Genomic DNA, 24,365 nt, shown 5'->3' with positions numbered 1-24,365 from the left:
CTAACGGCGGCGCCTCGATGCGTCTGCAATGCCAGCGCGACATCGATGCGACGAATTGCGACATCGGCGCGCGGCGCAACTCCCCAGCACGGTGCATCGTGCGCCGCGCGCGACCTCAGCCGCCAGGAAACTCCCCGCGCCGGTGCATCGCGGGCACATGTTCCCACACCCGACCGGCCGCCATCGCATGGCACGGCTCATGCTTTTTGAACCTTGTTCAAGTAACTTGAATTTAATTCCTTTAACTTTCACAATCGGCCCACTGGCCTTTCACAAGGAAGCGTCATGAACAAGCCTCTCCGCAGTCTGGTCTTCTCGTTGTTGGGCGGGCTCGCACTCGTCACGGCGACGCCGGGCTGGTCGCAAACGGACGACCTGCTGGCGCGCATCAGGACGAACAAGGAAATCACCATCGCGACGGAGGCCCGTTACGCGCCGTTCGAATACGTCGATAACGGCAAGATCGTCGGTTACGACGCCGACCTGATGGCCTACGTGCTGAAGTCGATACCGGATGTGAAGGTCAAGCAGCTGGACCTGCCGTTTCAGGGACTGTTGCCAGGACTCGATGCCAAGCGCTTCGACATCGTCGTGACAGCCGTTACAGTCAACAAGGACCGCGTCAATCACTTCGCTTTCACCGTGCCCGTCGCCGACGCGACGACGGGCGTGCTGCTGCGCAACGGCGACACGAGCATCAAGTCGCCCGAGGATTTGAACGGCAGGATCGTCGGGTCGCAGACGGGCTCGGCGCAACTGCAGGCATTGCAGGCGCTCGACAAGAAGCTGAAAGACGCGGGCGGTCCCGGCATCAAGCAGATCAAACAGTACGTCGCGTTCGACGAAGCCTATGCGGACCTCGCCGTGGGAAGGCTCGACGCCGTCGCGCAATCGGTCGCGAACCTGGGGCCGTTGATGAAATCGCGCCCGGGCGTATTCGCACTGCTGCCGCAGACCATCGGGCCAAAGAGCTATTTCGCCTGGGTCGCGCGTAAGGACAGCGACAGCGCAGCGCTCGTCAAACTCTTTAGCGACGGCATCGCCCGCGCGAACCGCGATGGCACGATGAAGAAGCTCCAGGAGAAGTGGTTCGGCTCGACGATGGACGTTCCCGTCGACGCAGTCCCCGCACCCTCGATCTGACTTGCCTCGATCCGATAGATGAACGCTCCCGATCTGCTCGCACGCTGCACCGCCTATCTGCCGCAGTTGCTGGACGGCGCACTGACAACGTTGTGGCTGTCGGCGGCCGCCGTGTTCTGCGGCTTCTTTGCCGGCCTCTTCATCTACACGATGTCGGCAAGCGACAGCCCGCTGCCCGCGGGCGCCGCGCGGGTCTATGTCAGCGTGTTTCGCGGCACGCCCGTGCTCGCGCAACTGCTCGTGATGTATTACCTGCCGTCGGCGCTCGGGCTCGCGTTGCCAGGCATCGTCGCGGCGGCCATCGGGCTGTCGATGAACACGGCTGCGTATCAGTCGCAGATTCTCGGCGCGGGCTTTCGCTCGATCGCCCGCGGTCAGATCGAAGCCGCCGTCACCTTCAATCTCACGCGGCGTCAGGTGCTGTGGCACATCGAAGTGCCGCAGGTGGTGCGGGTCACGCTGCCCGCGCTCGTGTCGGAGATGATCGATATCGTCAAGGCATCGGCTGTGGTGTCTGTGATATCCGTCACGGACCTGATGCGCGTCGGCCAGCAGTTGTCGTCGTCGACGTACCGGCCGCTCGAAGTGTACACGTGCGCCGCCCTCTTCTATCTGGCCATCACGACGCTGCTTTCATTCGCCGCGCATTGCTACGAGCGCCGCGCGGCGTCGCGCGCATGAACGGGGATCACACGCATGGATAACCTGCTCGCTCTCGTTCCACGCTTCGCCGACGCGATGCTCGTCACACTCGAAGTCAGCCTGATTGCGGCTGTGCTCGGCATGGGCGGCGGCTTCGCACTCAACGGGTTGCGCCTGCGTTACGCACGCGTGCTCGCCGCGCCCTATCGCGTGTTCGTCTGGCTGATTCGCGGCATGCCGTATCTGTCGCAATTGATGATCGTCTACTTCGGGCTGCCCGCTTTCGGTATCACGATGACGGCCGTGCAAGCGACGGTCGTGTCGCTCGCGATCTATGCGAGCGCGTATTTCGCGGAGATCTTTCGCGCTGCATGGGCCAGCGTGCCGCGCGGTCAGATCGAGGCCGCTCAGGCGTTCGGCGTGAGCCGCTGGGCCGCGTTCCGCGCGATCGAACTGCCGCAGGCGCTCGCCTTCGCGGTGCCGCTGCTCGCGAACCAGATCATTCTCGTCATCAAGGAGAGCGCCGTGGCATCCGTCATCACGGTCCCCGAGCTGACGATGACGGCCAGCGACATCGTCGCCTCCACTTACACCTACGTCGGTCCCTATACGCTGCTGATCGTGAGCTACTGGCTGCTCACCCAGGCCGTGTCGCTGCTCGTGCAGCGCGCGACGGCGATGATCCCTTTCCTGCAGAACGCCACGAATCAAGCTACATGAGCGCTCAACCCATCCTCAAGCTGCGTGCCGTAGGCAAGTCGTACGGCGCAACCCGCGTGCTCAAGGGCATCGACCTCGACGTGATGCGCGGCGAGATCGTCACGCTGATCGGGCCGTCCGGCTCGGGCAAGACGACCGCGCTGCGCTGCATGAACTTTCTCGAGCCCTACGACGAAGGCGAAGTCTGGATCAAGGGGCAACTGCTCGGCTATCGCTGCACTGGCCGCACGCTGCGCGATCGCGACAGCGAGGCGAGCGTCGCGGAGGTGCGGCGCCCCGTGTCCATGGTATTTCAACAGTTCAATCTGTGGCCGCACATGAGCGTGCTCGACAACGTCGCCGCGCCGCTCGTACTGGCCAAGAAGATGCGCCGCGCGGATGCGCGCGACAAGGCGCGCGCGGCGCTCGCTCGCGTCGGCCTGCAGCACAAGGCGGACGTCTATCCCGCGCGGCTGAGCGGCGGACAGCAGCAGCGCGTCGGCATCGCGCGTGCGCTCGCCATCGAGCCGGAAGTGATGCTGCTCGACGAACCGACATCGGCGCTCGATCCCGAACTCGTCGAAGAAGTGCTGAACGTGATCCGTTCACTCGCACAGGACGGCATGACAATGGTCATGGTCACGCACGAAATGAGCTTTGCCGCGACGATATCCGACAAGGTCGTATTCATGGAAGCCGGACAGATCGTCGAGTCGGGGCCGCCAGCACAGCTTTTTGGCAACTCGCGCACGCCGCGTCTCCAGCAGTTTCTCAAGCCGTGGTTCGATCGCAGCCTGAGCGTGACCGCGCCCGCAGGAAGAGCCGACAGCGTGGAGCAGACATCGGGAGCGTCGTCATGATGCGAACCGATCAACCTGCACACGATGACGTTGCACGGCGTGCCGCGGAAAGTATCGACGAGACACGCCTGCTCGCGTCGATCGAAACGCTCGCCGCATTCGGCGCGCGGCCCGACGGCGGCGTGAACCGCCCCGCCCTCAGTGCAACGGATCTGGATGCGCGCCGCTATCTGGTCGAACGTGCGCACGCGTTGGGCTGCGCCGTCTCCACCGATGCATGCGCGAACCTCTTCATCCGCCGGCCCGGCATCGACGATGCGCCACCCGTGATGACAGGCAGCCACATCGACACGCAGCCTTCGGGCGGCAAGCTCGACGGCTGCTACGGCGTGCTCGCCGGGCTCGAATGCATTGCCGCGCTCAACGATGCGGGCCTAAGCACGCGCCGGCCGCTCGACGTCGCGATCTGGACCAACGAAGAAGGCACGCGCTTCGCGCCGGGCGCCATGGGATCGAGCGCGTTTGTCGAGCCCGCGCGCATGCCCACTTACCTCGACGCCGCCGACGCCGGCGGCGTCACGCTGCGCGCCGCGCTGGAGAGCCATCGGCGCACCTTGCCCGAACTGCCGTCGCGCGGCGACGCGCCGCCTGCGCATGCGTTCGTCGAGTTGCATATCGAGCAAGGTCCGCAACTGGAAAATGCCGACGTGCCACTCGGCGTCGTCACGGGAATTCAGGGCGTGCGCTGGTACGCATTCCACTGCGAAGGCGTGGCGGCGCACGCGGGCACCACGCCGATGCCGATGCGTCGCGACGCGATGACGCTGGCCGTCGCGCTGCGGGCGTCGCTCGAAGAAATCGCCGTGTCACTGGGCGGCGAGCACACGCGCGTGACGTTCGGGCGCTGGAGTGTGACGCCGAATTCGATCAACACGATTCCATCCGACGTGACCTTCTCCGTCGATTTCCGTCATCCCGACGCTCATGTGCTCGACACGTTCGACACACTGGTCGCCGCTTGCGCGAGGCGCCACGGCGCGCGCATCGCGCCGCTTTTCGCCCATACGCCAGTGCGCTTCGACTGCGAGGTCCTCGCGCGGCTCGACGCCGCCTGCCGCGCGCTCGACGCGCCTGCGCTGCGCCTCACGTCGGGTGCGTTTCACGACGCAATGTATCTCGCGCAGCACTGCCCAACGGCGATGCTGTTCGTGCCGAGCCGCGACGGCATCAGCCACAACCCGGCTGAAGCCACGGACGCCCGTCACCTCGTGCTGGGCGCACGCGCGCTCGCGCACACCCTCACCACCCTTTGCAACGACTGACAAGGAACCCAGATGAGCACGACCGCCACCGACTCGCATACACACACGCATGCCCACCCGGGCGACGACAACGGGACGGAACTCGGCCAGAACGCCACCCTGCACGAACCCATTTCCGCCGATGGCACACCCGAGCCCGGCAAGACCTACACGGTGCCCGCGCGCTGCGGCCGCGCCGTGCGCGTCAAGGCGGGGCAAACCATCCGCATTTCGAACCCGCACGGCACGCAGGTCTGCGATACATGGATCTTCAATGCCACGCACCTGAACGAATTCCTCTCGTTCGAGCACACGCGGGCGTATATCGACAAGATCATTCCGCAGCCGGGCGACCCGCTCGTGACGAATCACCGCCGCCCGATCGCCGAACTGGTCGCCGATACATCGCCGGGCGTGCACGATACGCTGATCGCCGCCTGCGATCTGTACCGCTACCAGAATCTGGGGGTGGAGCGTTATCACGACAACTGCGCGGACAATCTGCGGCTGGCGTTGAAGGCGATCGGCATGCGCACGCGGGAAGTGCCGCAGCCGTTCAACCTGTGGATGAACATCCCCGTCAAACCGGATTACACGATCGAATGGCTGGCGCCTGTATCGAAAGCGGGCGACCATGTGGACATCAAGGCTGCGATGGATTGCATCGTGGTGATGTCGGCGTGTCCGCAGGATATCATTCCCATCAACGCACTCAACCCGGTCGAAGTCGAGTTCACGGTTCTCGCCTGATACTCGCCGGGCCGTTCATTTACGCTGATCGACAGAACGCAAACGGTGGCCACCAGAAAAACCTCCACGTCCAGCAACGGCGCTGCCCGCAGGCCGTCCTCACTTGCGCCGCGGCGGGCCGCCCAAGCGCCCCGCGCGGCGGCCTCTCACTCCGCACCGGGCGCGGCAGCCGAAGGTCTCGGCACACGGCTGCGGCACGCGCGCATGGTGCAGCAACTCACGCTCAAGGCGCTGGCGGAGCAGGCGGGCTGCTCGGAGAGTCTGTTGTCGAAGGTCGAGGGCGGTCACGCGACGCCGTCGCTCGCGACCTTGCACCGAATCGCGCTCGCGCTGGACACCAACATCGCTGCACTCGTGTCCGGTCCCGTTGCGACCGTCACGCCGATACAGCGTGCGAGCGAACGGCCTTCCGTGCGCTTTCCGGGGGCGCAGCAGACGGCGGGCCGGCATGCTCGCGCGCGAAGTTCGATCATGCTGGAACGGCTCGTCGTAGCGGGTCCCGGGCAACTGCTGCAAGGCGACATTCACGTGCTCGAACCGCTCGCGCGCAGCGACGAGCAGATCAGCCATGCGGGGGAAGAACTGGGTTATGTGCTCGAAGGCGAACTCGAACTGACGCTCGGCAGCGAATGCTACCGGCTGCAGGCGGGTGATTCCTTCTACTTCCCCAGCACCGAGCCGCACAGCTACCGCAATCCCGGCGACGTCATCACCCGCGTGCTGTGGATCAATACGCCGCCCACCTTCTGACGCGCGCAAGCGCAGCCAGATCCGGGTCGAGCGACCATCAAACAGGAGATCAATGTGACGGGAACCGATCTGGCACAGATGCAGCAGCCGCGCTTCGCGGGCATCCCGACCTTCATGCGCGTGCCGTTCAGCACGGACCCGAACACCTTCGACATTGCGCTCGCAGGCGTGCCCTTCGACGGCGGCGTCACGGCGCGACCGGGTGCGCGCTTCGGTCCGCGCGAAATCCGCAATATGTCCACGATGATGCGCGGTATCCATCACGTGACGCGCTTCAATCCGTTCGACGCCTGCCGCGTTGCCGATATCGGCGATGTGCCGTTCACCGATCTCTATCATCTCGAACGCGCGCACGATGACATCCGCCGCTTCTTCGAGCCGGTGTTCCGCGCGGGTAAGCTCGCGCTGACGGCGGGCGGCGATCACTCGATCACCTACCCGATCTTCCAGGCGCTGGCGCCGCGCGAACCCGTCGCGCTGGTGCATATCGACGCGCACACCGACACCTGGGATTCGTTCAAAGGCTCGAAATTCACGCACGGCGCGCCATTTCGCCGTGCAGTCGAAGCTGGTCTGCTCGACCCGAAGCGGACCATTCAGATCGGCATTCGCGGTGCGCAGAATTCGGACGAAGGCTGGCGTTATTCGCTCGATCACGGCATGCGCGTGGTGTTCATCGAAGAGTTCGACGTGCTCGGGCCGGCCGCCGTCGCGGCCGAGGCGCGGCGCATCGTCGGCGATGCGCCCGTTTATCTGTCGCTCGATGTCGATGGGCTCGACCCTGTGTTCGCGCCGGGCACGGGCACGCCGGAAGTGGGCGGTCTTACGACCCGCGAGACGCAGGCGCTGCTGCGCGGTCTCGACGGACTCAACTGGGTCGGCGGCGACGTGGTCGAAGTCTCACCGCCTTACGATCCGAGCGGCAACACCGCGCTCGTCGCCGCGACGCTGATGTACGAAATTCTGTGCCTGCTCGCGAAGCGCGCGAGCGAGGCAAACCGCTAGCCCGCCACCCGCGCGCTACTGCTTGCCCTTCCACGGCACGAGCTTGCGCTCCAGCACGCGCATGCCGAGATCGAACAGCCACGCAATCGCGCCGATCAGCACGATGCCCATCACGACGACATCGGTGCGCAGAAAGCTCGACGCGTTGAGCACCATCTGTCCCAGCCCCGCCGTCGCCGCGACCATCTCGGCGGCGACAAGCGTGGTCCAGCCGAAGCCGATCGCGATGCGCAGCCCGGTGAGAATCTCCGGCGACGCAGCGGGCAGCACGACGTGCAGCACGACCTGCCTGAAGTTCGCACCGAGCGACCACGCGGCATTGATCTGCTCGACGGCCGCGCTGCGCACGCCCGCGCGCGCGGCCATCGCAATCGGCGCAAAGCAGGCGAGCCAGATGACGACGAGCTTCGCCGTTTCATCGATGCCGAACCAGATCACCACCAGCGGCAGATACGCGAGCGGCGGCAGCGGCCGGTAGAACTCGATGGGCGGATCGAGCAGGCCGCGCGCAACCCGGCTCACGCCCATCAACACGCCGATCGGCACGGCCGTCACGCAGGCGAGCGCAAACGCGCCGAACACGCGGATCGCGCTCCACATCAAGTGTTCCGACAACGGCAAGCCGCCCTGAATGCGGCCGTTCCATGCGTCGGCGAATGCGCGCCGGACGGCGTCCGGCGACGGCAGAAACAGCGGCGGCACCCAGCCGAAATGCGATAAGGCCCACCACATCAGCAGCAACGCCGCGACGCACAACGTGCTGAGCGCGGCGGTCGGCCCTTCGCCGGGCATGCCGCGATTGGCCTTGCGCTTACGTGGGCGGGCCGCGCCGGCGTATGCGTTGCCACGATGCGCACCCGACAAGCGTCCCTCTACGCTGGGGCGCGAAGAACCGATCGAGTTCATCAGGCCGCCTCCCGCACCGTCTCGTGCAAGCGGCGTGTCAAACGCTCTCGCCACTCGATAAAAGCCGCCGACGACTTCACCGCACGCGCATCGCGCGACGCCAGGTACTCGCGTGCGAACGGCAATTCATGCACTTGCGCGACGCGTCCCGGACCCGGCGTCATCAGCACGAGACGGGTCGCGAGAAACAGCGCCTCTTCGACGCTGTGCGTGATGAAGAACACCGTCTTTTCGGTGCGCGACCACACGTCGAGCACAAGTTCCTGAACCGTTTCGCGCGTGAGCGCATCGAGCGCGCCCATCGGCTCGTCCATCAACAGCACTTGCGGGTCGCTCGCCAGGGCGCGGGCGATGCCCACGCGCTGCTGCATGCCGCCTGACAGCGCATACACCTTCGCGTTCGCATGCCGCTCCAACCCGACGAGCGCGAGCGTGCGCCGCGCGATCTCGTGCCGCTCGTCGCGCGCGACGCCGCGAAAGCGAAGTCCGAGCGCGACGTTGTCGAGCACGTTGAGCCACGGCATCAACGCGTGCTTCTGGAACACGACGCCCCGTTCCGCGCCGGGTCCTTCGATCGGCGCATCATTCAGGCGCACCTCGCCTTCCGTGGGATCGACGAAGCCCGCGATGCAATTGAGCAGCGTGGTCTTGCCGCAACCCGATGCACCCAGTGCAACGACAAACTCACCGCTGTCGATGCGCAAATCGACGCCCGCGAGCGCGGGTTCATCCGCGCCGTCATAAGTCACGCCGACGCCGCGGATCTCCAGCGCGCTCATCGCGCGGCCTGTTGCGCGAAGCGTGGGTTCACGGCGCCCGAATAGTCGGGCAGCACGTTCTGAATCGTGCCCTGCGTTTTCAGAAACGCGGCCGTCGCCGCCAGCGATGCCGCCGCGCCGGATTGCTTGCCGCCGCCGAGCCACGTCGGCGACGCCTGCTCCGCGGCAGTCGGGAACGCGTACAGCGCGAGGCTCGCGGGCACGTCGGCGGGCGTTGCGCCCGACTCCCGCGCGACGGCCTGCACTTCCTTCGACGCGGGCGTCCATGCCGCCTTGTGCTCGCGATACTGCGCATCGGTGCCGGCCAGCACCTTGACGAGGCCCGTCATGAACGCGGCGTTGTCACGCTCGAACTGACGCGCGGCGACGAAGCCGTCGAAGGTCGCCTTGCCCGATTCCTTCGCGACTTCACCCGACGTGATCAGCACCTTGCCGTTCTGCTTGACCTTCGCGAGCACCGGGTCCCAGATGTACGTCGCGTCGATGTTGCCGCGCTGCCAGGCGGCTGCGACTTCGGGCGGGCGCAGGTTGAGAATCTTCACCGTAGACGGATCGACGCCTGCCTGCTGCAACGCTACGAGCGCATGGAAGTGCGACGTCGACACATACGGCAGGCCGATCGTCTTGCCCTTCAGGTCGGTGAGCTTCTTCACACCCGAGCCGTCGCGCGCAACGAGCGCTTCGGCGTCGTTGATGTTGTCGAGAATCCAGAACAGCGACAGGTCCACGCCTTGCGACAGCCCCGCCGCGATCGGGCTGGAGCCTGCTTCGCCGAGCTGGATGGAGCCCGACGCGAGCGCGCGGATCACGTCCGCGCCGCTGTCGAGCTTGCGGTAGGTGACCTTGTAGCCCGTGGCTTTTTCGACGGCGCCCGTGACCTGCGCGTAGCGCCACGGCACGACCATGTCCTGATAGCCGATCACGACCTCGCGGGTTTCGGCGTGGACGGGCGAGACAGTCGCCGCCGACGCTACGACGAGCGTGGCGGCGTTCAACGCGCGGCGCAGGGAGGAGAAAGTGTGGTTCATCGGAAGGTTGCGTGCTGGTTATGGAAACTGCATGAGGCTTCCGACTATAGGCACTTCTCGCCGCCGTCGTTCGAATGTTTCGTGCGTAGCAAATCACGCCGTTGCAGCTTTGCTTTCCATGCCGAAACAGCAAATGCCGCCGATATGGCCGCGCGTGCGGCGGTCCGCGAGAATGGGGCTTGCGAGCATTCGCCGTCAAACTGGATCTGTTATCGCCGTCTGGTTGGATTGAAACGGATCGTGTAACGCAATTCATGCCAATGGACGCGTCGCTGCATTCGAACGTCAGTTCCGCTCAGCTACGAAACCCAGCCCCGTCGAATTGTGTCGTCCTGCTTCGGCGGCCCGATTGGCGATGCGCAACGTGGTCATCGAAGATTTGAACTCTGCTGTGGGTCAGAATGGCGAATGACCCTCGTGGACGCTATTGGCCGAGGGTGGAATCGTGAAGACTGAAGCTGCCCGGTGCCTGATTGCGTGCTGCCCGCGACTCGCGGGCAGCACGCGACGCAACGCGACGCTTACGCGAATTCCTGCCGGTGCATGCTCACGAAGTCGCTGACGGTTTGCGGCGCTTGTCCCGTGATCTCGCCGATCACGCCATCGGCGCCGGAAAAAATGCCGTTCTGGTAGTCGACGGCGATCGCGAGAAAGTGCTGGATCATGAATTCGGGCAACTGATACTTCTCGAGATGCGTGCGGTACTGTTCCATCGTCGAAGGACGGTAGACGATCTTACGTCCCAGCACTTCGCTCATCTCGTCGGCGATCTCCTGCTGGCTCAGTTCAACGGGTCCGAACAGCCCATACGTCTTGCCGATGTGCGCAGACGGCGTAGCCAGCACAGCGGCGATGAGGCGCGCCTGATCTTCCCCCGCGATGGGTGCATGCCTTCCGTCACCATAGGGCAGCGTGATGCGGCCTTCCTCTACGATCTGGTCGCGCACCCAGGGAAAAATCATCCACTCTGAAAAGAAGGTGGGGCGAATGTGCACGGTGGGCACGCCCGACCAGTCGAGCACGCGCTCCGCGATCCAATGATCGCGCGCGGCATGACTCTTCGAATCTTCGCGCGCGGAGATTTGCGACATCTCCACCACGACATCCACCCCGGCGCGGCGAGCGGCGTCCGCGAAATACGCAGTCGCCTGAATGAAGCCGGGCCGCACCGGGTAGCACAGATAGGCGCCCGTCACGCCGTCCATCGCGCGAATGATGTCGTCGTGTTCGAGCAGATCCCCGACGACGACTTCCGCACCTTGGGCTCGCAGCGCCTCGCTGCGCGCGTCCTCGCTGTGCACGAAGGCGCGCACGGCGTGGCCGTCCCGAAGAAGATGACGGATGGTGTGAACGCCCGTTTTCCCCGTGGCGCCCGTAATGAGGAATTTCCGCTGTTGCATGATCGTTTCTCCGCTGAAGAGGTGAGCACCCGGTGTGAGTGCGCTTGAGGTCCTGCTAAGTGCATACGCACATTCAAAAAACGGATGAGATGCTGGTGAGAATCCGGTGCTGCTTACATCGCGTTCAGGTGATGCCTGACGTCGCGAAGAATGTTGGCGGAAGCATCAGGGTCTTGAACGACGCGCGCCATCGTGACGGCGCCGATCATGGCCGACAGTGCGAACACCGCTTCGGCATGCGCGGCTTCCTTGCGCCGCCGACTGCTGCGCTTCGCGAGTACGCCGACAAGATCGTCGAAGCCTTTCGCGGCTGCTTCACGCGTTGCGTCATCGGCGCGAGCCAGTTCGCTGCCCATCCCGGCGAGGGGGCAACCGTCGGCAGGCGCATCGCGATGCGAGGCTGACACGTACGCATCGACAATGGCATCGAAGCCTTCCTTGCCGGCGCTTTCGCCTGCAGCGGCTTCGAGCTTCGCAATGATGGCGGCAAGACCCGCTTCGCAGGCTTCGGCAACCAACTGGTCCTTGGACTCGAAATGCCTGTAAAAGCCGCCGTGAGAGAGGCCTGCTGCCGACATCAGGTCCGCGAGTCCAGTTGTCTGGATGCCGTTGGCCCTGAACTCGCGCGCCGCGACTTCGACGATGCGGCGCCGGGTATCGGCGGTCTCGGCTTTGGATTTCCTCATGATGTCGCGCTGTGTGATGACCGTATTTAGATGTTATCCAACATCTAAATAAGCGTCAACGCGCGCGCCTGAAACACTGCGTTTCGAAGTATGAATCGGGCGTCCGGCCTGTCATGTGTATGAACCCGACGTGCAATGCCGTGTCAGACAGTTAACCGTTCGCCAGTGGTCCATCCCGAGTCTGCGCATCGACGATGAGAGCGGGTCAGCGTAACGGCGCAGGCCCACTCACGCTACAGTAGAAACCGGGATAGCTACACGGGAAAACGACAAGGACGGTGTCGGAACTTGGCGCCCTTGCGGAAAATTAAGCGTATTGCGTCTCGCGGCTATTGCGCCATCTCGAGGTCCTTGATGACGGCGGCGAGAAAGCGTGCAGCCTCTCCGCCCGTGACAACCCGGTGGTCGAATGTCAGGCTCAGCGGCAAGATCCTGTGCACGGCAGGCGCACCCTGATACGCCACGACCTGGTCGTGCATCCGCCCCGCACCGAGAATCGCAACGGTAGGCGGCACAACCACGGGAGCCGCATATTTACCCGCGATCATGCCGAAGTTCGACAACGTGATCGTATTGCCACGCATTTCCTCAGGCGGAATCTTGCGTGCGCGAATGTCGGCGCGCATCCGGTCGAGTCCGGCGCGCAGCCCGGCCGCATCGCGGTGTGCGACATCGCGCAATACCGGGACGAACAGGCCGTCCGGCAGATCGACGGCAATGCCGAGATCGATCTTCTCCAGCACATGGCGCTGCGCCATTCTGCCGTCGAACCATGCGTTCAGTCCCGGCTCGGCGCGGCACCCGGCCACCAGCGCGCGGATCAGGCGCATCGTCACATCGGCATGGGGAGGCCACGCATGAATATCGGCGTCGTCGATAACGGTCGCAGCCGCCACTTCGCACTGGGCGCGCGCCATGTTCTGCGCCATCGCGCGACGCACGCCGCGCAGCACCTCAGCCGGCCCGAGGTCCGCGAACAGCTTTGCCGCCCGCTGCACGTCGGCCGCCGTGATGACGCCTTCCGGCCCGGAAGGCGTTACCATCGCGAGATCGATGTCCAGCTTGCGGGCAAGCGCCCGCACCGCGGGGATCGCCCTGATAGCGCCAGGCCCCGCACCCGTGCCACTGCCGGGCGCGGCGGGCGCTTCCTCCATCCGTTGCGCGCCCACTTCCATATGGCCGACCACGGTGCCCGCATCGGCATCCCCACCGCCCTCGCTATCCCCTTCGAAAGCGGCAAGCGGCGCCCCCAGATGCACGATGTCACCCGGCTTGCCGAACAGCTTCGCGATGCGGCCGGATTGCGGCGAGGGAATCTCGACGATGGCTTTGGCCGTTTCGACCGACACGAGCGGCTGGTCCGCGCGAATCTCCTCGCCGCTCTTGACGTGCCATTCGACGATTTCCGCTTCCTGGAGGCCTTCGCCCAGGTCGGGCAACTTGAAGATCTTCATGGATTCACTGCGCCTCCAGTGCTTGCCTGATCGCGCCGACGATGCGCTCGATGCCCGGCATGTACTGACTTTCGAGTCGGTAAAGCGGGACCACCACGTCGTAGCCCGTGACGCGCTGCACCGGCGCAAGCAACGAATAGAGTCCGCGCTCGGCAATGCCGGCAGCAATCTCCGCGCCCACGCCTCCCGTACGCGCTCCCTCGTGCACGATCACGCAGCGTCCCGTTTTCGCTACCGACGCCAGAATCGTGTCCATGTCGAGCGGCTTGAGCGTGGCCACATCGATCACCTCCGCCATCACGCCCTCCTGGGCGAGCTGATCGGCCGCCCCAAGGACTTCCTGCAGCGCCCCGCCCCAACTGACCAGCGTCACATCCGCCCCGTCGCGCAGCACATAGCAGCAATCGAGCGGCAACGCTTCGCCGCTGTCTTCCACAGGCTGCCTGAAGAGGCGGTAGAGGCGTGTTGGCTCGAAGAAGATAACCGGGTCCGCGTCGCGAATCGCCGCTAACAGCAGACCATACGCGCGCGCGGGCGAAGACGGGGTAACGACGCGCAACCCGGGTATGTGCGCAAACAGCGCTTCCGGGCTTTCGGAATGATGCTCCGGCGCGTGAATGCCCGCACCGGCTGGCGACCTGACCACGAGGGGACACGCGAGCCGTCCACGCGTCCTGTGCCGCAGACGCGACGCGTGATTCAGCAAGTGGTCGATGGCCGGATAGATGAAGCCGCTGAACTGAATCTCCGCGACCGGCTTGAGGCCCATTGCGGCCATGCCGACTGCCGTCCCGACGATGGCTGTTTCGGCGAGCGGCGTGTCGACCACACGCTGTGCGCCAAAGCGCGCCTGCAAGCCCGCCGTTGCGCGAAACACGCCGCCGTTCACGCCGATGTCCTCGCCGAGCAGCACGACAGCGGGGTCATGTGCAAGCTCCCAGGCTAGCGCGGCATTGACCGCCTCGACCATGTTCAGGTCAGCCATGACCGTTCTCCGCGACGGGCGCAGCAGGCGCAAATCGCCGCGCCATCGCCAGCTGCTCGCGCATGGCAAGCGGTAGCGCCTCATAGAGATGGTCGAACATGGCGGACACGTCAGGCGGAGCAATCGCGAGATACGCGTCGACAGCCTGCGTAACCTGTGCGTGACACGTCTTGCCGAGTTCCTCCTCCCGCGCCTTGTCCCAAACATTCATACGGATCAGGTACGCGCGCAGCCGGCGCAGCGGCTCGGCTTCCCACTGCCTGCTGACCACTTCGGCATCGCGATAGCGTGTGGCATCGTCGGCCGTCGTGTGATCGCCGAGGCGATAGCTGAGCGCTTCGATCAAGGTCGGACCGTCGCCGCGCCGGGCCTTCGCGAGCGCAGCCGCCACCACATGGTGCACGGCAATCAGGTCGTTGCCGTCGACCTGCAGCCCGTCGATGCCCGCTGCAATCGCCTTTTGCGCGAGCGTTTGCGCTGCGCTCTGACGGCTGCGCGGCACCGAAATCGCCCAATGATTATTGTTGATGACCAGCACGAGCGGCGCGCCCCACACGCCGGCGAAATTCATCGCCTCGTAGAAGTCTCCCTTGGACGTGGCGCCATCGCCGAGAAGCGCCACCGCGACGCGCGGCTCCTTGCGCAACCTGAATGCATAGGCAGCACCTGCCGCATGGCAGACCTGCGTGCCGATCGGCACACAGTTGGGAAAGTCGAAACGGGCCACACTGAAATTGCTTCCGCGCTCGTCGCCACCCCAGTAGAGCAGACTTTCCGTCATCGTGACGCCGCGCAGCAATTGGGCCGCGTGGTCGCGATAGGAAGGAAACAGCACGTCCTCGGGGTGCATCGCACTGGCCACGCCGACGCCGATCGCCTCCTGGCCAACCGACGATGCGAATGTGCCGAGTTGCCCCGTACGCTGCAGCGCAACCGCTTTCGTATCGAAGGCCCTTGTCAGCACCATCGCGCGATACAGCGGCAGAAGCGCCGCGGGATCCCTCGCGAAGGCCGGAAGTGGATGCACCGGTTCGCCGTCGGGGCCGAGGTATTGTGTATAGCCGATGTGAAAACTGGCAGCCGTGGTCATGACGGCCTCCTGGGTGTTTCACACATCGTAGGCGTTCTGCTGCTTGTGTGCTTGTGCGATGCGCCACCGATAACCCGCTTTTCGTGCACGCTTTTCGGCGCCGATATCGCGCCATCGGCGCGTTCCCGCGAGCGCTAACGCTGCGAGCATGGCAGCCGGGTTACGCCGCCAAGGGAATCGTTGGATCGTTTTCCAGACAAGCGCTCCGATCTGCACGACCGTGATGTGATCCAGACTGGCCAGGGTCGAGCGCGTCGCGACGACGCGAGTCACAACTCGTTGCGCGATTGCGTGCGAATGGAACGGGGCGAACGCACGATACGATTCAGGCGTTCCGATGCGGCCGCCCCGTCCAGGCGCGCCATGACGTCAGCGGCCGCGGGTCTCCCTGTGGCGATGGCGACTGACCGTCTCCCAGAGCTTCTTCGCCTGCGCCTGTGCAAAGCGCGTGTGCTCATCCCTTTGAACGTGAGATTCCCCGTGAGCCGGGTCATCAGGGGCGCCTGTCACTGAACGCCGCCTGAAAATATCAGATAACTTTCGGGCCATAGCAGCCTCCGATACGGCAGGTGCGCCGTATTTGTAGTGTAGGCGGTTCATCGGGATGTGCGAGTTCGACACTCGATGCCCGACAGACGGGCGACCGGGGACAAAAGCCGCACGCGGCCCGGCAACGCGCAACGGACCGCGAATCAGGGCGGAATTGCCGCGAAATCCAGGAGCAGGTTGGCCGGGTCGAGCAGCCGGTCCGCTAGCCGAGGTTTTGACAAACTGAAGTTTGAGCCTCTGCCTTCTTGAACGCGTCTAGCGACATGTCATCGCATCCAGCTTCGCCAGGCGCGACTGCCCAATTGCAGAATTCCCGTGGCAACGTTGATCATAAAGACTGCGCCGAGAACGTATCGCATTGCTTGATTCACCGGTCGTCATGCCACGCCACAGCCATCGCTGCCGCTGCTCGCTTGTGCCATGAGTGAATGCCTCTGGCACGACGTGTCCCTGAGCTTGCCGCTGCAAGCGGTCGTCGCCTATCGCGCCGGCTGCGTTAAGGCCTTGTTCGAAGTCGCCCGGCTCCATCAGCTTGGCATTCAATTGCTGCGCCAGGCGTCGCGGCGCAGAGCGATATGCCCGAACATTGGCGGTGTCGCGCTCCCTACCCTTGTATGCCACCGGTCGCCAGGCCAACACCGATGTCTGCGACCGTCGCCGCTGGCTGTCAACTGTTTATCGAGTGCGTCAAGGTCCGTCGCGGTTTCTCGAGGCAAGGCCGAGCAACACGCGAGAACGGCTTGCCAACACCACGCATCAGCTCGTCGGTTCCGCGTGCAAGACCGACGACCTGATGCCCATCGGCGGCGAGCCGGTTTGACAACGGGCGCCCGATACACGTGCTGGCGCTCGCGACCAAAAATGTACGTCTGAGCATTGCGAAAACCTAAAGATCCAGGCGTAGTTCGCTTTCGCGATAGGCCGACGTCAAACCGGTATCGTGGAACATGGCCGCTACATAGAGCAACTCTGGGTCGAAGGCAATACTCTTTCGTTTTCCCAACAGCGCGCCTCAGACAATGACTACGGCGCGAGCGCGTCGGGTTTCGAGCGGAGCGCCGTGAGAATGCCTGTTAGCAGATCAAACGGTGACGGCGGACAGCCCGGAATGGCCACATCCACCGGAAGCAGATTCGACGGCGGCCCGCACACGGCATAGCTGTCCCTGAAGATACCGCCCGTGCACGCGCAGTCGCCTGCTGCAACGACGAGTTTCGGATGGGGAGTGGCCTGCCATACCCGACGTACTGCTTCCTTCATGTTCAGCGTGAGCGGACCGGTCACCAGCAGCATGTCCGCATGACGCGGACTCGCGACGAACCTGATGCCGAGACCCTCGATGTTGTAGTACGGGTTATTCAGCGCGTGAATCTCCAGTTCGCATCCGTTGCAGGAGCCCGCATCGACCTGGCGGATGCACAACGCGCGCCCGAGCACGTCCAGAATCTCTCGCTGTATCTGTTGCTGATGCGAGGTCGTCCACGCGTCGTTCGTGTCCGGGACGGAGCCGGCCGGAATATCCGTCCGCGCGATACGCTTGAGAAGTTGCCACATTACAGGTCGTGTCCTGCGTAGTTCAGGTTGAACGATTTGTTGATCAGCGGGAAATCAGGAACGATATTGCCGATGATCGCGTGCTCCAGCGCGGGCCAGTTCTGCCACGACGGATCATGGCAATGGCACCGGGAAATCGTCCCGTTTTCGCCCGTCTCGATGGCCACGAACACGTCGCCGCGCCAGCCTTCGACCCAGCCGACACCGTGCGATGCAGGCCGGCCGGTTTCGACCGGCGCGACGACGGCACCGTCAGGTAGACCGTCGAGGAGCACGCCAATCAGCCGCAACGACTCGTAGACCTCGTTGAACCGCACAGCGACGCGGGCAGCCACGTCGCCCCGGCTGTCGCTCATCATGTGAGGCTGGACCTCGTGATATGGGTCGTAAGGATGATCCACGCGGACGTCGATGCCCAGACCGCTCGCCCGCGCCGCCAGGCCGCACACGCTGAAATGCGCGGCGACGTTCGCCGTGAGTTTGCCCGCCCCCGTAAAGCGGTCCTGAAGGCCCGATTGCTCGTCGTAAATGCGCTGCATCGCGCGCACCGCGTCTTCGGTTCGCTCGCACTGTTCGATGGCAGCCCCGACGAACTGCCCAGCGATGTCGCGCGCCATACCGCCCGGCACGATCTGATCCATCAGATAGCGATGCCCAAACATCCCGTCGTTCACACGCAGCCAGTCTTCCTTCATCCGCGAGAACTGCGCGAGCCCGAACGCAAAGCCAGCGTCGTTGCCGAGCGCACCGAGATCGCCCAGATGATTGGCGACGCGCTCGCGCTCGAGCAGCACGGCGCGCAGCCACTGTGCGCGTGGCGGAACAAAGATGTTCAGTGCGCGTTCGACGGCCATGCAATACGCCCACGAGAAGGCGACCGTCGTGTCGCCGGCAATCCGTCCCGCCAGACGATGTCCAGTCAGCAAGGGCGTGCGCTCGAACAGCCGCTCGATACCTCGATGCGTATAACCGAGCCGTTCTTCCAGTCGCAACACCTTCTCACCAACGACTGAGAAGCGAAAGTGCCCCGGCTCGATAATGCCCGCGTGAATCGGTCCCACCGCAATTTCGTGTACACCGTCTCCCGAGACCTGCACGAACGGGTAGTCCGCTTCCTCGGATTGGAAGCGTTCAGTTCCGGACGACAGTTTCTGAAGCGGATAATAGTCGGCTGGCCAGTTACCGTGATTCAGCCACGGCCGACTGTCAGCCGCGCCCGTCGCGCGCAGCCCGAGCAGATCGTAGACGGCACGCTGCATGCGCGACGCACACGGAAAGATGGTCGACAGGTCCGGATAGCCGGCCGCTTCTTCGTTGCCCATCGCGACAGGCAACTGCACCCACAACAGGCCATCGTGCATCGCGTAGGCAGCCGACATCGTGAACGCACCCGCAACCGCTTCCACGCCTGCTTGCGCACCCCACAACGAGATCAGCCGGCCGCCCTGCTCTCGTGCGGTGCCGGCGATGCGGACCCACGTCGCGGCGTCGGTATGCGCCAGCCAGGCAGACGCCCTGCCGGCGGACGCCGACAGCCGCGTGAGATCCGAAAGTTCGAGTGAGTCGATCCGCATGCGTCACCCCCCGATCATCGCTGCCGCCTGCCGGTACCACGCGGCGAGATACGGCGGAATGTAAAGCCCCAGCATGAGACCGAGGCCCAGATGCACGAATACGGGCAGAAGCGCCGGTGCGTGTTCGAGCGGTGTTGCCGTCGTCTCGCCAAATACCATGTGCTGCACGCGCGCGAAGATGGTCGCGAACGCAACCGCAAGTGCGATGAGGAGCACAGGCGTCGCCCACGGCAGTTCGCCGATGGCAGTCGTCACGATCAGGAACTCGCTCGCGAAGACACCGAACGGCGGCATGCCGAGAATGGCCAGCGCACCCAGCATCATGCCCCACCCAACCGTCGGGCTCACGCGCAACAGCCCGCGAATGTCGTCGATCATCTGCGTGCGCGCTTTTTGGGCAGCATGGCCAACCGTGAAAAAGATCGCCGACTTGACGAGCGAATGCGCGGTCATATGCAGCAGACCGGCGAATGTCGCCGTCGGCCCGCCCAGTCCGAAAGCGAACGTCATCAGGCCCATGTGTTCGATCGACGAATACGAGAACAGGCGCTTCACGTCTTTCTGGCGCAACAGCGAAAAGGTGGCGACCAGCACCGACACCAGGCCGAACCCGACCAGCAGGCGCCCCGGCAGACCGTTTTGCAAGGCCCCGTCGGCGAGCACCTTGCATCGCAATACCGCGTACAGCGCCACGTTGAGCAGCAAGCCGGAGAGCACGGCGGAAATCGGGGTAGGCCCTTCGGCGTGCGCGTCCGGCAGCCAGTTGTGCATCGGCACGAGGCCGACCTTCGTGCCATAGCCGATCAGCAGGAAAACAAACGCAAGCGACATGATGGTTGGGTCGAGCGCGCCCTTTACGCCGCTCAGGCTGGTCCAGAGCAGTGCATCGCCGCCCGTGAGCTGCCGGCTTGCCGCGAGATAGAGCAGGATCGTGCCGAACAGCGCCTGCGCAATGCCTACTCCGCACAGGATGAAGTATTTCCACGCGGCTTCGAGACTTGCCGCAGTGCGATAGACGCTCACCAGCAGCACCGTCGCGAGCGTCGCGGCTTCCATCGCGACCCACAGGATGCCGACGTTGTTGGTGAGCAGCGCGAGCAGCATCGCGAACACGAACAGCTGGTACATGCTGTGATAGAGACGCATGCGCGCCGCCGTCATCTTGCCTCGGCTCTGCTCGATGCGCATATACGGCCGCGAGAAAATCGACGTGGTCCAGCCGACGAATGCCGTCAGTGCAACGAGGAAGACGTTGAGCGGGTCGACGAAGAAAAGCTTCCCGAGTGCGAAGGCGGGACCGTGGGCAACTGTTTGCGCGGCCAGCAGTATGGCCGCAATGAAGGTCAGGAAGCTGAACGCTACGTTGACCTCCGGCGCCAGACGGTGCTGTCCGACCAGTGCCAGACATCCGCCCGCGACGAGCGGAATGCCGAAGACCAGCAGCACAATCCACGCTTCAGTCATCTTTGAGCTTTTCCAGATGGTGGATGTCCAGGCTGTCGAACTGCTCGCGAATCTGGAACATGAAGACGCCGAGAATCAGGATGCCGACCAGCACGTCGAGCCCGATGCCGAGTTCGACGATCATCGGCATGCCGTTGGTCGCCGCTGCCGCCGCGAAGAAAAGACCGTTCTCCATCGAAAGAAAACCGATCACCTGCGGTATCGCCTTGGACCGCGTGATCATCATCATGAACGAGAGCAGCACGCAGGCAAGCGCGATGCCGAGCGTGCCACGCGCAACCGAAGACGCGAGCTGGCTGATCGGCGTCGCCACGTTGAACGCCACGATGACGAGCACGATTCCGATCAGCAGCGTCGTCGGGATATTGAGCAGTGTCTCGACATCGGTTTTCACGTTGAGACGCTGCACCAGCCGGTAAAGAATCCACGGGATCAGGCCCACCTTGAGGACCAGTGTCAGCAACGCGGAAACGTACAGATGAACGTCCTGCGAAACAAAGCCCAGCACGAAGTTCGCCGAGACGAGCGCGATACCCTGCAGCGTGTAGAGGTGAATCAGCGACAGGATGCGGCGCTGGCTGAGCATCGCAAACGACACCATCAGCAGAACAGCGGCCAACAGGTTAATGATCTGCGTGGCGAGACTGTGCATTCATGCCCCCAGCAGAAAGTGGACAAGCATGCCGATCACCGCGAGCAGAAAGGCCGTGGCGAGAAACTCCGGCACCCGGAAGATGCGCATCTTCGCGTTGGTCGTCTCCACCACGGCAAGCGCCACGCCGCCGACCAGCAGCTTGGCGAACAGCGTCGGGATGGCGAGCAGCAGCGCGACGGGATTGCCCGCCTCCGCGATGCCCCACGGCACGAAAAGAGACAGCCCGATGCACGAGTAGGCAAACAGCTTGAGACTCGCCGCCCACTCCATCAGCGCGAGATGCCGCCCGGAATACTCGAGGATCAACGCCTCGTGAATCATGGTCAGTTCGAGATGCGTGGTCGGATTGTCGACGGGCAGACGGGCGTTCTCGGCAAGCGACACCATCGTGAACGCAATGCCTGCGAACGCGAGGCTCGGATAGATCGCAAGCTCCCGATGACTCAGCGTGCCAACGATATGCGTCAGCAGCGTCGAGTGTGAAATCAGCGACGCGGAAAAGAGCACCATCAGCAGAGCCGGTTCGGCCAGGAACCCGACCAGCATCTCGCGACGTGCGCCCAGCGTGCCGAATGCCGTGCCGATATCCATTGCGGCGAGCGAGATCGCCACGCGCGCCAGCGCGAACAGCCCAACCAGCGCAACGGCGTCGGCAGCGGGCGACAACGGCAGATCCGTCGAGAGCGTCGGCACAATCGCGCACGCGAGCGTCATGCACCCCCAGATCACGTATGGCGCGCCGCGAAACACCGGGCTTGCATGATGCGCGACGACCGATTCCTTGTTGAACAGCTTATGCAGCATCCGGTACGGCTGCCAGATGGATGGCGCGCGACGGTTCTGCAGCCACGCACGGCACATGTTGATCCAGCCAGTCAGCAGCGGAGCCGCCGCGAGCGCCAGCAGGATTTCGATCAGTTGCGAGGCCAGTCCGGAGAGCGTGATCATCGTGTGACCAGTATCAGCAGAACAATCAGCACGAGAAAGCTGTACATCAGATAGACAGCGATGCGGCCCGCCTGAAGCAGGCCGGCCAGCGCCGCGATACGTCTGACAATACGCGCGATGGGCTCGTAAAGCATCGCCCACGTGCGGTCCGTCACCTCGACGCGATACGCGGGGCGCGCGTCGGAGGGGGACGGGAGTTGCCTTTCGATCCTGAACAGTGGCGCGAAGATCTCGCGGATCGGCTGGCCGAACCCTTCGGCCGTGTCCTGCATACGCGCGTTCACGAACGGATGGCCGCAAGCCCACGGAATCGCGCGGCGCAACCGCCCATGATAGAACCGTCGCACCAGCACCCAGGCCAGCGCGCAGCAGCCGACGAAAAACAGCAGAAAGACCAATGGCATGTAACTCGCACGACCGATATTCGTGGGTGCCAGTAGCAACCAGCCATTCCGGGCAACCGCCGGCCCGATGCCTGCGCCGACCAGCGCCTGCGTCACACGATCGAGCACGGCCACGAACTGCACAGGCAGCAGGCCGAGCAGCACGCACGTCGCCGCGAGCCAGACGAAGCCGACACGCTCCCACGGGCTGGCATCCCGCGCGTGGCTCAGCTTTGGCTCGCGCGGCTGCCCAAGGAAGATGATCCCGAAGAACTTCACCATCGTGTAACCGGCGAGCGCGGCAACGAGCGCGATCAGCGCCGCGACGAGCGGAACGATCATGTTCAGGAATGCGTTCGGCAGGTCGGGCGTGAACAGAAAACTCTGCAACAGCAGCCATTCCGACACGAACCCGCTCAAGGGCGGCAGTCCTGCACTCGACAGCGCGCCCAGCAATGCGACCCACGCGGCCCAGGGCATGAACCGGATCAGTCCGCCCAGGCGTCCGAGATTGCGCTCGCCCGTTGCATGCAGGACGGAGCCCGTCGATATGAACAGCAGGCTCTTGAAGGCGGCATGGCTTGCGATCTGGTAGAGCAACGCCGTCAGCGACAACGCGGCGAGCGCCGGCATGTCGAACACCCGGAACACGACCGCGAGTCCCATACTGACGAACATCAGACCGATGTTGTCGACCGACGAGTAGGCGAGCAGCCGTTTCATGTCGGTCTGGATGGCGCTGAACACGACGCCGAACAGTGCGGTGAACAGACCGAGCGCCAGCATCACGACCCCCCACCATGCGATCTGCACATGCAGCAGGTCGAACACCATCCGCAGCATGCCGTAAAGCCCTGTCTTCAGGACAAAGCCGCTCATCAATGCCGACACAGGCGAGGGTGCCGCCGGATGCGCCTCGGGCAACCAGACGTGCAACGGGAAAATCCCCGCTTTCGCCCCGAAGCCGAGCAGCGCCAGCACGAACGCGATGGATGCCCAGAATACGCCCAGATGCTGTTGCCGCATGCTGGCAAACGTGTAGTCGCCCGTCCCCGCCTGCAGCAGCCCGAAACAAAGCAGCAGCGCGAGCGCGCCCACGTGCGAAATCAGAAAGTACAGGTAGCCGGCCCGCCGGATTTCGGGAATGCGATGGTTGCTCATGACGAGAAACGTTGCCGCCAGCGTCATCGTTTCCCAGGCGACCATGAACAGGTAGGCATCGTTTGCCACGAGGACGAGCGCGAGGCTCGCAAGGCACACGTGATATTCGAAGCAGAGCAACCCGGGTGGCGTGCCTTCACCCTTGCGGAAATAACCAGCGGAGAAGGCACTCACGCCTGCGCCAACCATGCCGAGCATAGCCAGGAAATACGCCGACAGGGCATCGAGCCTGACATGGAACGGCAGACCCGGCAGACCCAGCGGCAGGATGGCCTCTTGAGAGGCGGAAAAGATGCCGGCAATACCCAGTGCGCACAGCAGCAACCCAAACAATGCGCCTGCCGGGAACAGCGCGTGTGCAACGACTCGCGTTCGATGCAGACTCATGAGCCCCAGCCCCCCTACAACGAGCCAACCTGCGATCACAGCGAGCACGAACGGAAGGATGGTGAAAGAGGCCATCGCGCGTCACTCTTTGCTGTATGCCTATTCGCGGCCCGCAGCCACATCAGACGCGCAGCGATCAACGACTTGCGTAGCACGTCCTTCAGCGCCCGTGACGCCGGCGCGCCTGCCTGTCCGACCGTCCGGTTGACGACACTGTGCGCCTGCCGCAAATCTGCACTGCATTGGATGTCTCCTCTCGAGGCGGGGATCTG

General features: G+C 64.2%; 22 protein-coding genes and 2 pseudogenes. 8 read left to right on the top strand and 16 right to left on the bottom strand.

Annotated elements, in window-relative coordinates:
• Positions 1-285 precede the first annotated feature (285 nt).
• From BPHY_RS30400 to speB, 8 genes are all read left to right on the top strand, one after another.
• Entirely contained in the window at positions 286-1,143 is an 858-nt protein-coding gene (locus BPHY_RS30400) for a transporter substrate-binding domain-containing protein (RefSeq protein WP_012405308.1), read from the top strand.
• 18 nt (positions 1,144-1,161) lie between these two features.
• The gene (locus BPHY_RS30395) at positions 1,162-1,824 is read left to right on the top strand and encodes an amino acid ABC transporter permease (RefSeq protein ID WP_012405307.1); all 663 of its coding nucleotides are present in this window, start codon (positions 1,162-1,164) and stop codon (positions 1,822-1,824) included.
• 15 nt (positions 1,825-1,839) lie between these two features.
• Complete coding sequence (locus BPHY_RS30390) at positions 1,840-2,505, top strand: amino acid ABC transporter permease (protein ID WP_012405306.1); 666 nt, start codon at positions 1,840-1,842, stop codon at positions 2,503-2,505.
• Positions 2,502-3,344: an amino acid ABC transporter ATP-binding protein gene (locus tag BPHY_RS30385; protein ID WP_012405305.1), complete on the top strand. Its 843-nt coding sequence runs from the start codon at positions 2,502-2,504 to the stop codon at positions 3,342-3,344. Before BPHY_RS30390 ends, BPHY_RS30385 begins: the two co-directional genes overlap by 4 nt.
• Positions 3,341-4,606 (top strand): M20 family metallo-hydrolase, encoded by a 1,266-nt coding sequence (locus BPHY_RS30380; RefSeq protein ID WP_012405304.1) that lies wholly within the window; start codon positions 3,341-3,343, stop codon positions 4,604-4,606. The genes BPHY_RS30385 and BPHY_RS30380 overlap by 4 nt, the downstream gene beginning before the upstream one ends.
• A gap of 12 nt (positions 4,607-4,618) precedes the next feature.
• The gene (locus BPHY_RS30375; RefSeq protein ID WP_012405303.1) at positions 4,619-5,335 is read left to right on the top strand and encodes a DUF1989 domain-containing protein; all 717 of its coding nucleotides are present in this window, start codon (positions 4,619-4,621) and stop codon (positions 5,333-5,335) included.
• A 204-nt stretch (positions 5,336-5,539) separates the two neighbouring features.
• Complete coding sequence (locus BPHY_RS30370) at positions 5,540-6,085, top strand: cupin domain-containing protein (protein ID WP_041765665.1); 546 nt, start codon at positions 5,540-5,542, stop codon at positions 6,083-6,085.
• Positions 6,086-6,139: 54 nt separating this feature from the next.
• Positions 6,140-7,090: an agmatinase gene (gene speB / locus BPHY_RS30365; protein WP_012405301.1), complete on the top strand. Its 951-nt coding sequence runs from the start codon at positions 6,140-6,142 to the stop codon at positions 7,088-7,090.
• 15 nt (positions 7,091-7,105) lie between these two features.
• Here the strand turns inward: speB and BPHY_RS30360 are convergent, their stop codons facing one another.
• From BPHY_RS30360 to hyfB, 16 genes and pseudogenes are all read right to left on the bottom strand, one after another.
• Positions 7,106-7,996, bottom strand: a complete 891-nt coding sequence (locus tag BPHY_RS30360) for an ABC transporter permease subunit (RefSeq protein ID WP_012405300.1) — start codon at positions 7,994-7,996, stop codon at positions 7,106-7,108.
• Complete coding sequence (locus tag BPHY_RS30355; RefSeq protein WP_012405299.1) at positions 7,996-8,775, bottom strand: taurine ABC transporter ATP-binding protein; 780 nt, start codon at positions 8,773-8,775, stop codon at positions 7,996-7,998. Before BPHY_RS30355 ends, BPHY_RS30360 begins: the two co-directional genes overlap by 1 nt.
• A complete protein-coding gene (gene tauA, locus BPHY_RS30350; RefSeq protein WP_012405298.1) occupies positions 8,772-9,803 on the bottom strand; it encodes a taurine ABC transporter substrate-binding protein in 1,032 nt (343 codons plus the stop codon). Before tauA ends, BPHY_RS30355 begins: the two co-directional genes overlap by 4 nt.
• 521 nt (positions 9,804-10,324) lie before the next feature.
• Positions 10,325-11,203: an NmrA family NAD(P)-binding protein gene (locus tag BPHY_RS30345; RefSeq protein WP_012405297.1), complete on the bottom strand. Its 879-nt coding sequence runs from the start codon at positions 11,201-11,203 to the stop codon at positions 10,325-10,327.
• A 113-nt stretch (positions 11,204-11,316) separates the two neighbouring features.
• Entirely contained in the window at positions 11,317-11,889 is a 573-nt protein-coding gene (locus BPHY_RS30340) for a TetR/AcrR family transcriptional regulator (protein WP_012405296.1), read from the bottom strand.
• A gap of 329 nt (positions 11,890-12,218) precedes the next feature.
• Entirely contained in the window at positions 12,219-13,343 is a 1,125-nt protein-coding gene (locus BPHY_RS30335; protein ID WP_012405295.1) for a dihydrolipoamide acetyltransferase family protein, read from the bottom strand.
• Positions 13,344-13,347: 4 nt separating this feature from the next.
• Positions 13,348-14,328 carry an alpha-ketoacid dehydrogenase subunit beta gene (locus tag BPHY_RS30330; protein ID WP_012405294.1) on the bottom strand — a complete coding sequence of 327 codons (981 nt, stop codon included), beginning with the start codon at positions 14,326-14,328 and terminating at the stop codon, positions 13,348-13,350.
• Positions 14,321-15,418, bottom strand: a complete 1,098-nt coding sequence (gene pdhA, locus BPHY_RS30325) for a pyruvate dehydrogenase (acetyl-transferring) E1 component subunit alpha (RefSeq protein WP_012405293.1) — start codon at positions 15,416-15,418, stop codon at positions 14,321-14,323. Before pdhA ends, BPHY_RS30330 begins: the two co-directional genes overlap by 8 nt.
• 877 nt (positions 15,419-16,295) lie before the next feature.
• Positions 16,296-16,522 (bottom strand): annotated as a pseudogene (locus tag BPHY_RS40075) (neutral zinc metallopeptidase); the annotation flags it as partial.
• 334 nt (positions 16,523-16,856) lie between these two features.
• Positions 16,857-16,979, bottom strand: a pseudogene (locus tag BPHY_RS43405) (HD domain-containing protein); the annotation flags it as partial.
• 11 nt (positions 16,980-16,990) lie between these two features.
• On the bottom strand, positions 16,991-17,521 hold the full coding sequence (locus BPHY_RS30315) for an NADH-quinone oxidoreductase subunit B family protein (protein WP_012405291.1): 531 nt from the start codon (positions 17,519-17,521) through the stop codon (positions 16,991-16,993).
• Entirely contained in the window at positions 17,521-19,095 is a 1,575-nt protein-coding gene (locus BPHY_RS30310; RefSeq protein WP_012405290.1) for a hydrogenase large subunit, read from the bottom strand. Before BPHY_RS30310 ends, BPHY_RS30315 begins: the two co-directional genes overlap by 1 nt.
• A 3-nt stretch (positions 19,096-19,098) precedes the next feature.
• Positions 19,099-20,559, bottom strand: coding sequence for a hydrogenase 4 subunit F (locus BPHY_RS30305; protein ID WP_012405289.1), 1,461 nt, complete (start codon positions 20,557-20,559; stop codon positions 19,099-19,101).
• The gene (locus tag BPHY_RS30300; protein WP_012405288.1) at positions 20,552-21,211 is read right to left on the bottom strand and encodes a formate hydrogenlyase; all 660 of its coding nucleotides are present in this window, start codon (positions 21,209-21,211) and stop codon (positions 20,552-20,554) included. The genes BPHY_RS30305 and BPHY_RS30300 overlap by 8 nt, the downstream gene beginning before the upstream one ends.
• Positions 21,212-22,162, bottom strand: a complete 951-nt coding sequence (locus tag BPHY_RS30295; RefSeq protein ID WP_012405287.1) for a respiratory chain complex I subunit 1 family protein — start codon at positions 22,160-22,162, stop codon at positions 21,212-21,214.
• Positions 22,159-24,168, bottom strand: coding sequence for a hydrogenase 4 subunit B (gene hyfB, locus BPHY_RS30290; RefSeq protein WP_012405286.1), 2,010 nt, complete (start codon positions 24,166-24,168; stop codon positions 22,159-22,161). Before hyfB ends, BPHY_RS30295 begins: the two co-directional genes overlap by 4 nt.
• Positions 24,169-24,365: the final 197 nt, after the last annotated feature.

It is taken from the genome of Paraburkholderia phymatum STM815, assembly GCF_000020045.1.
GTDB classification, from domain to species: domain Bacteria; phylum Pseudomonadota; class Gammaproteobacteria; order Burkholderiales; family Burkholderiaceae; genus Paraburkholderia; species Paraburkholderia phymatum.
The sequence above is the reverse complement of the archived record's forward strand: the minus strand, read 5'-3'. Positions and strand labels throughout refer to the sequence as shown.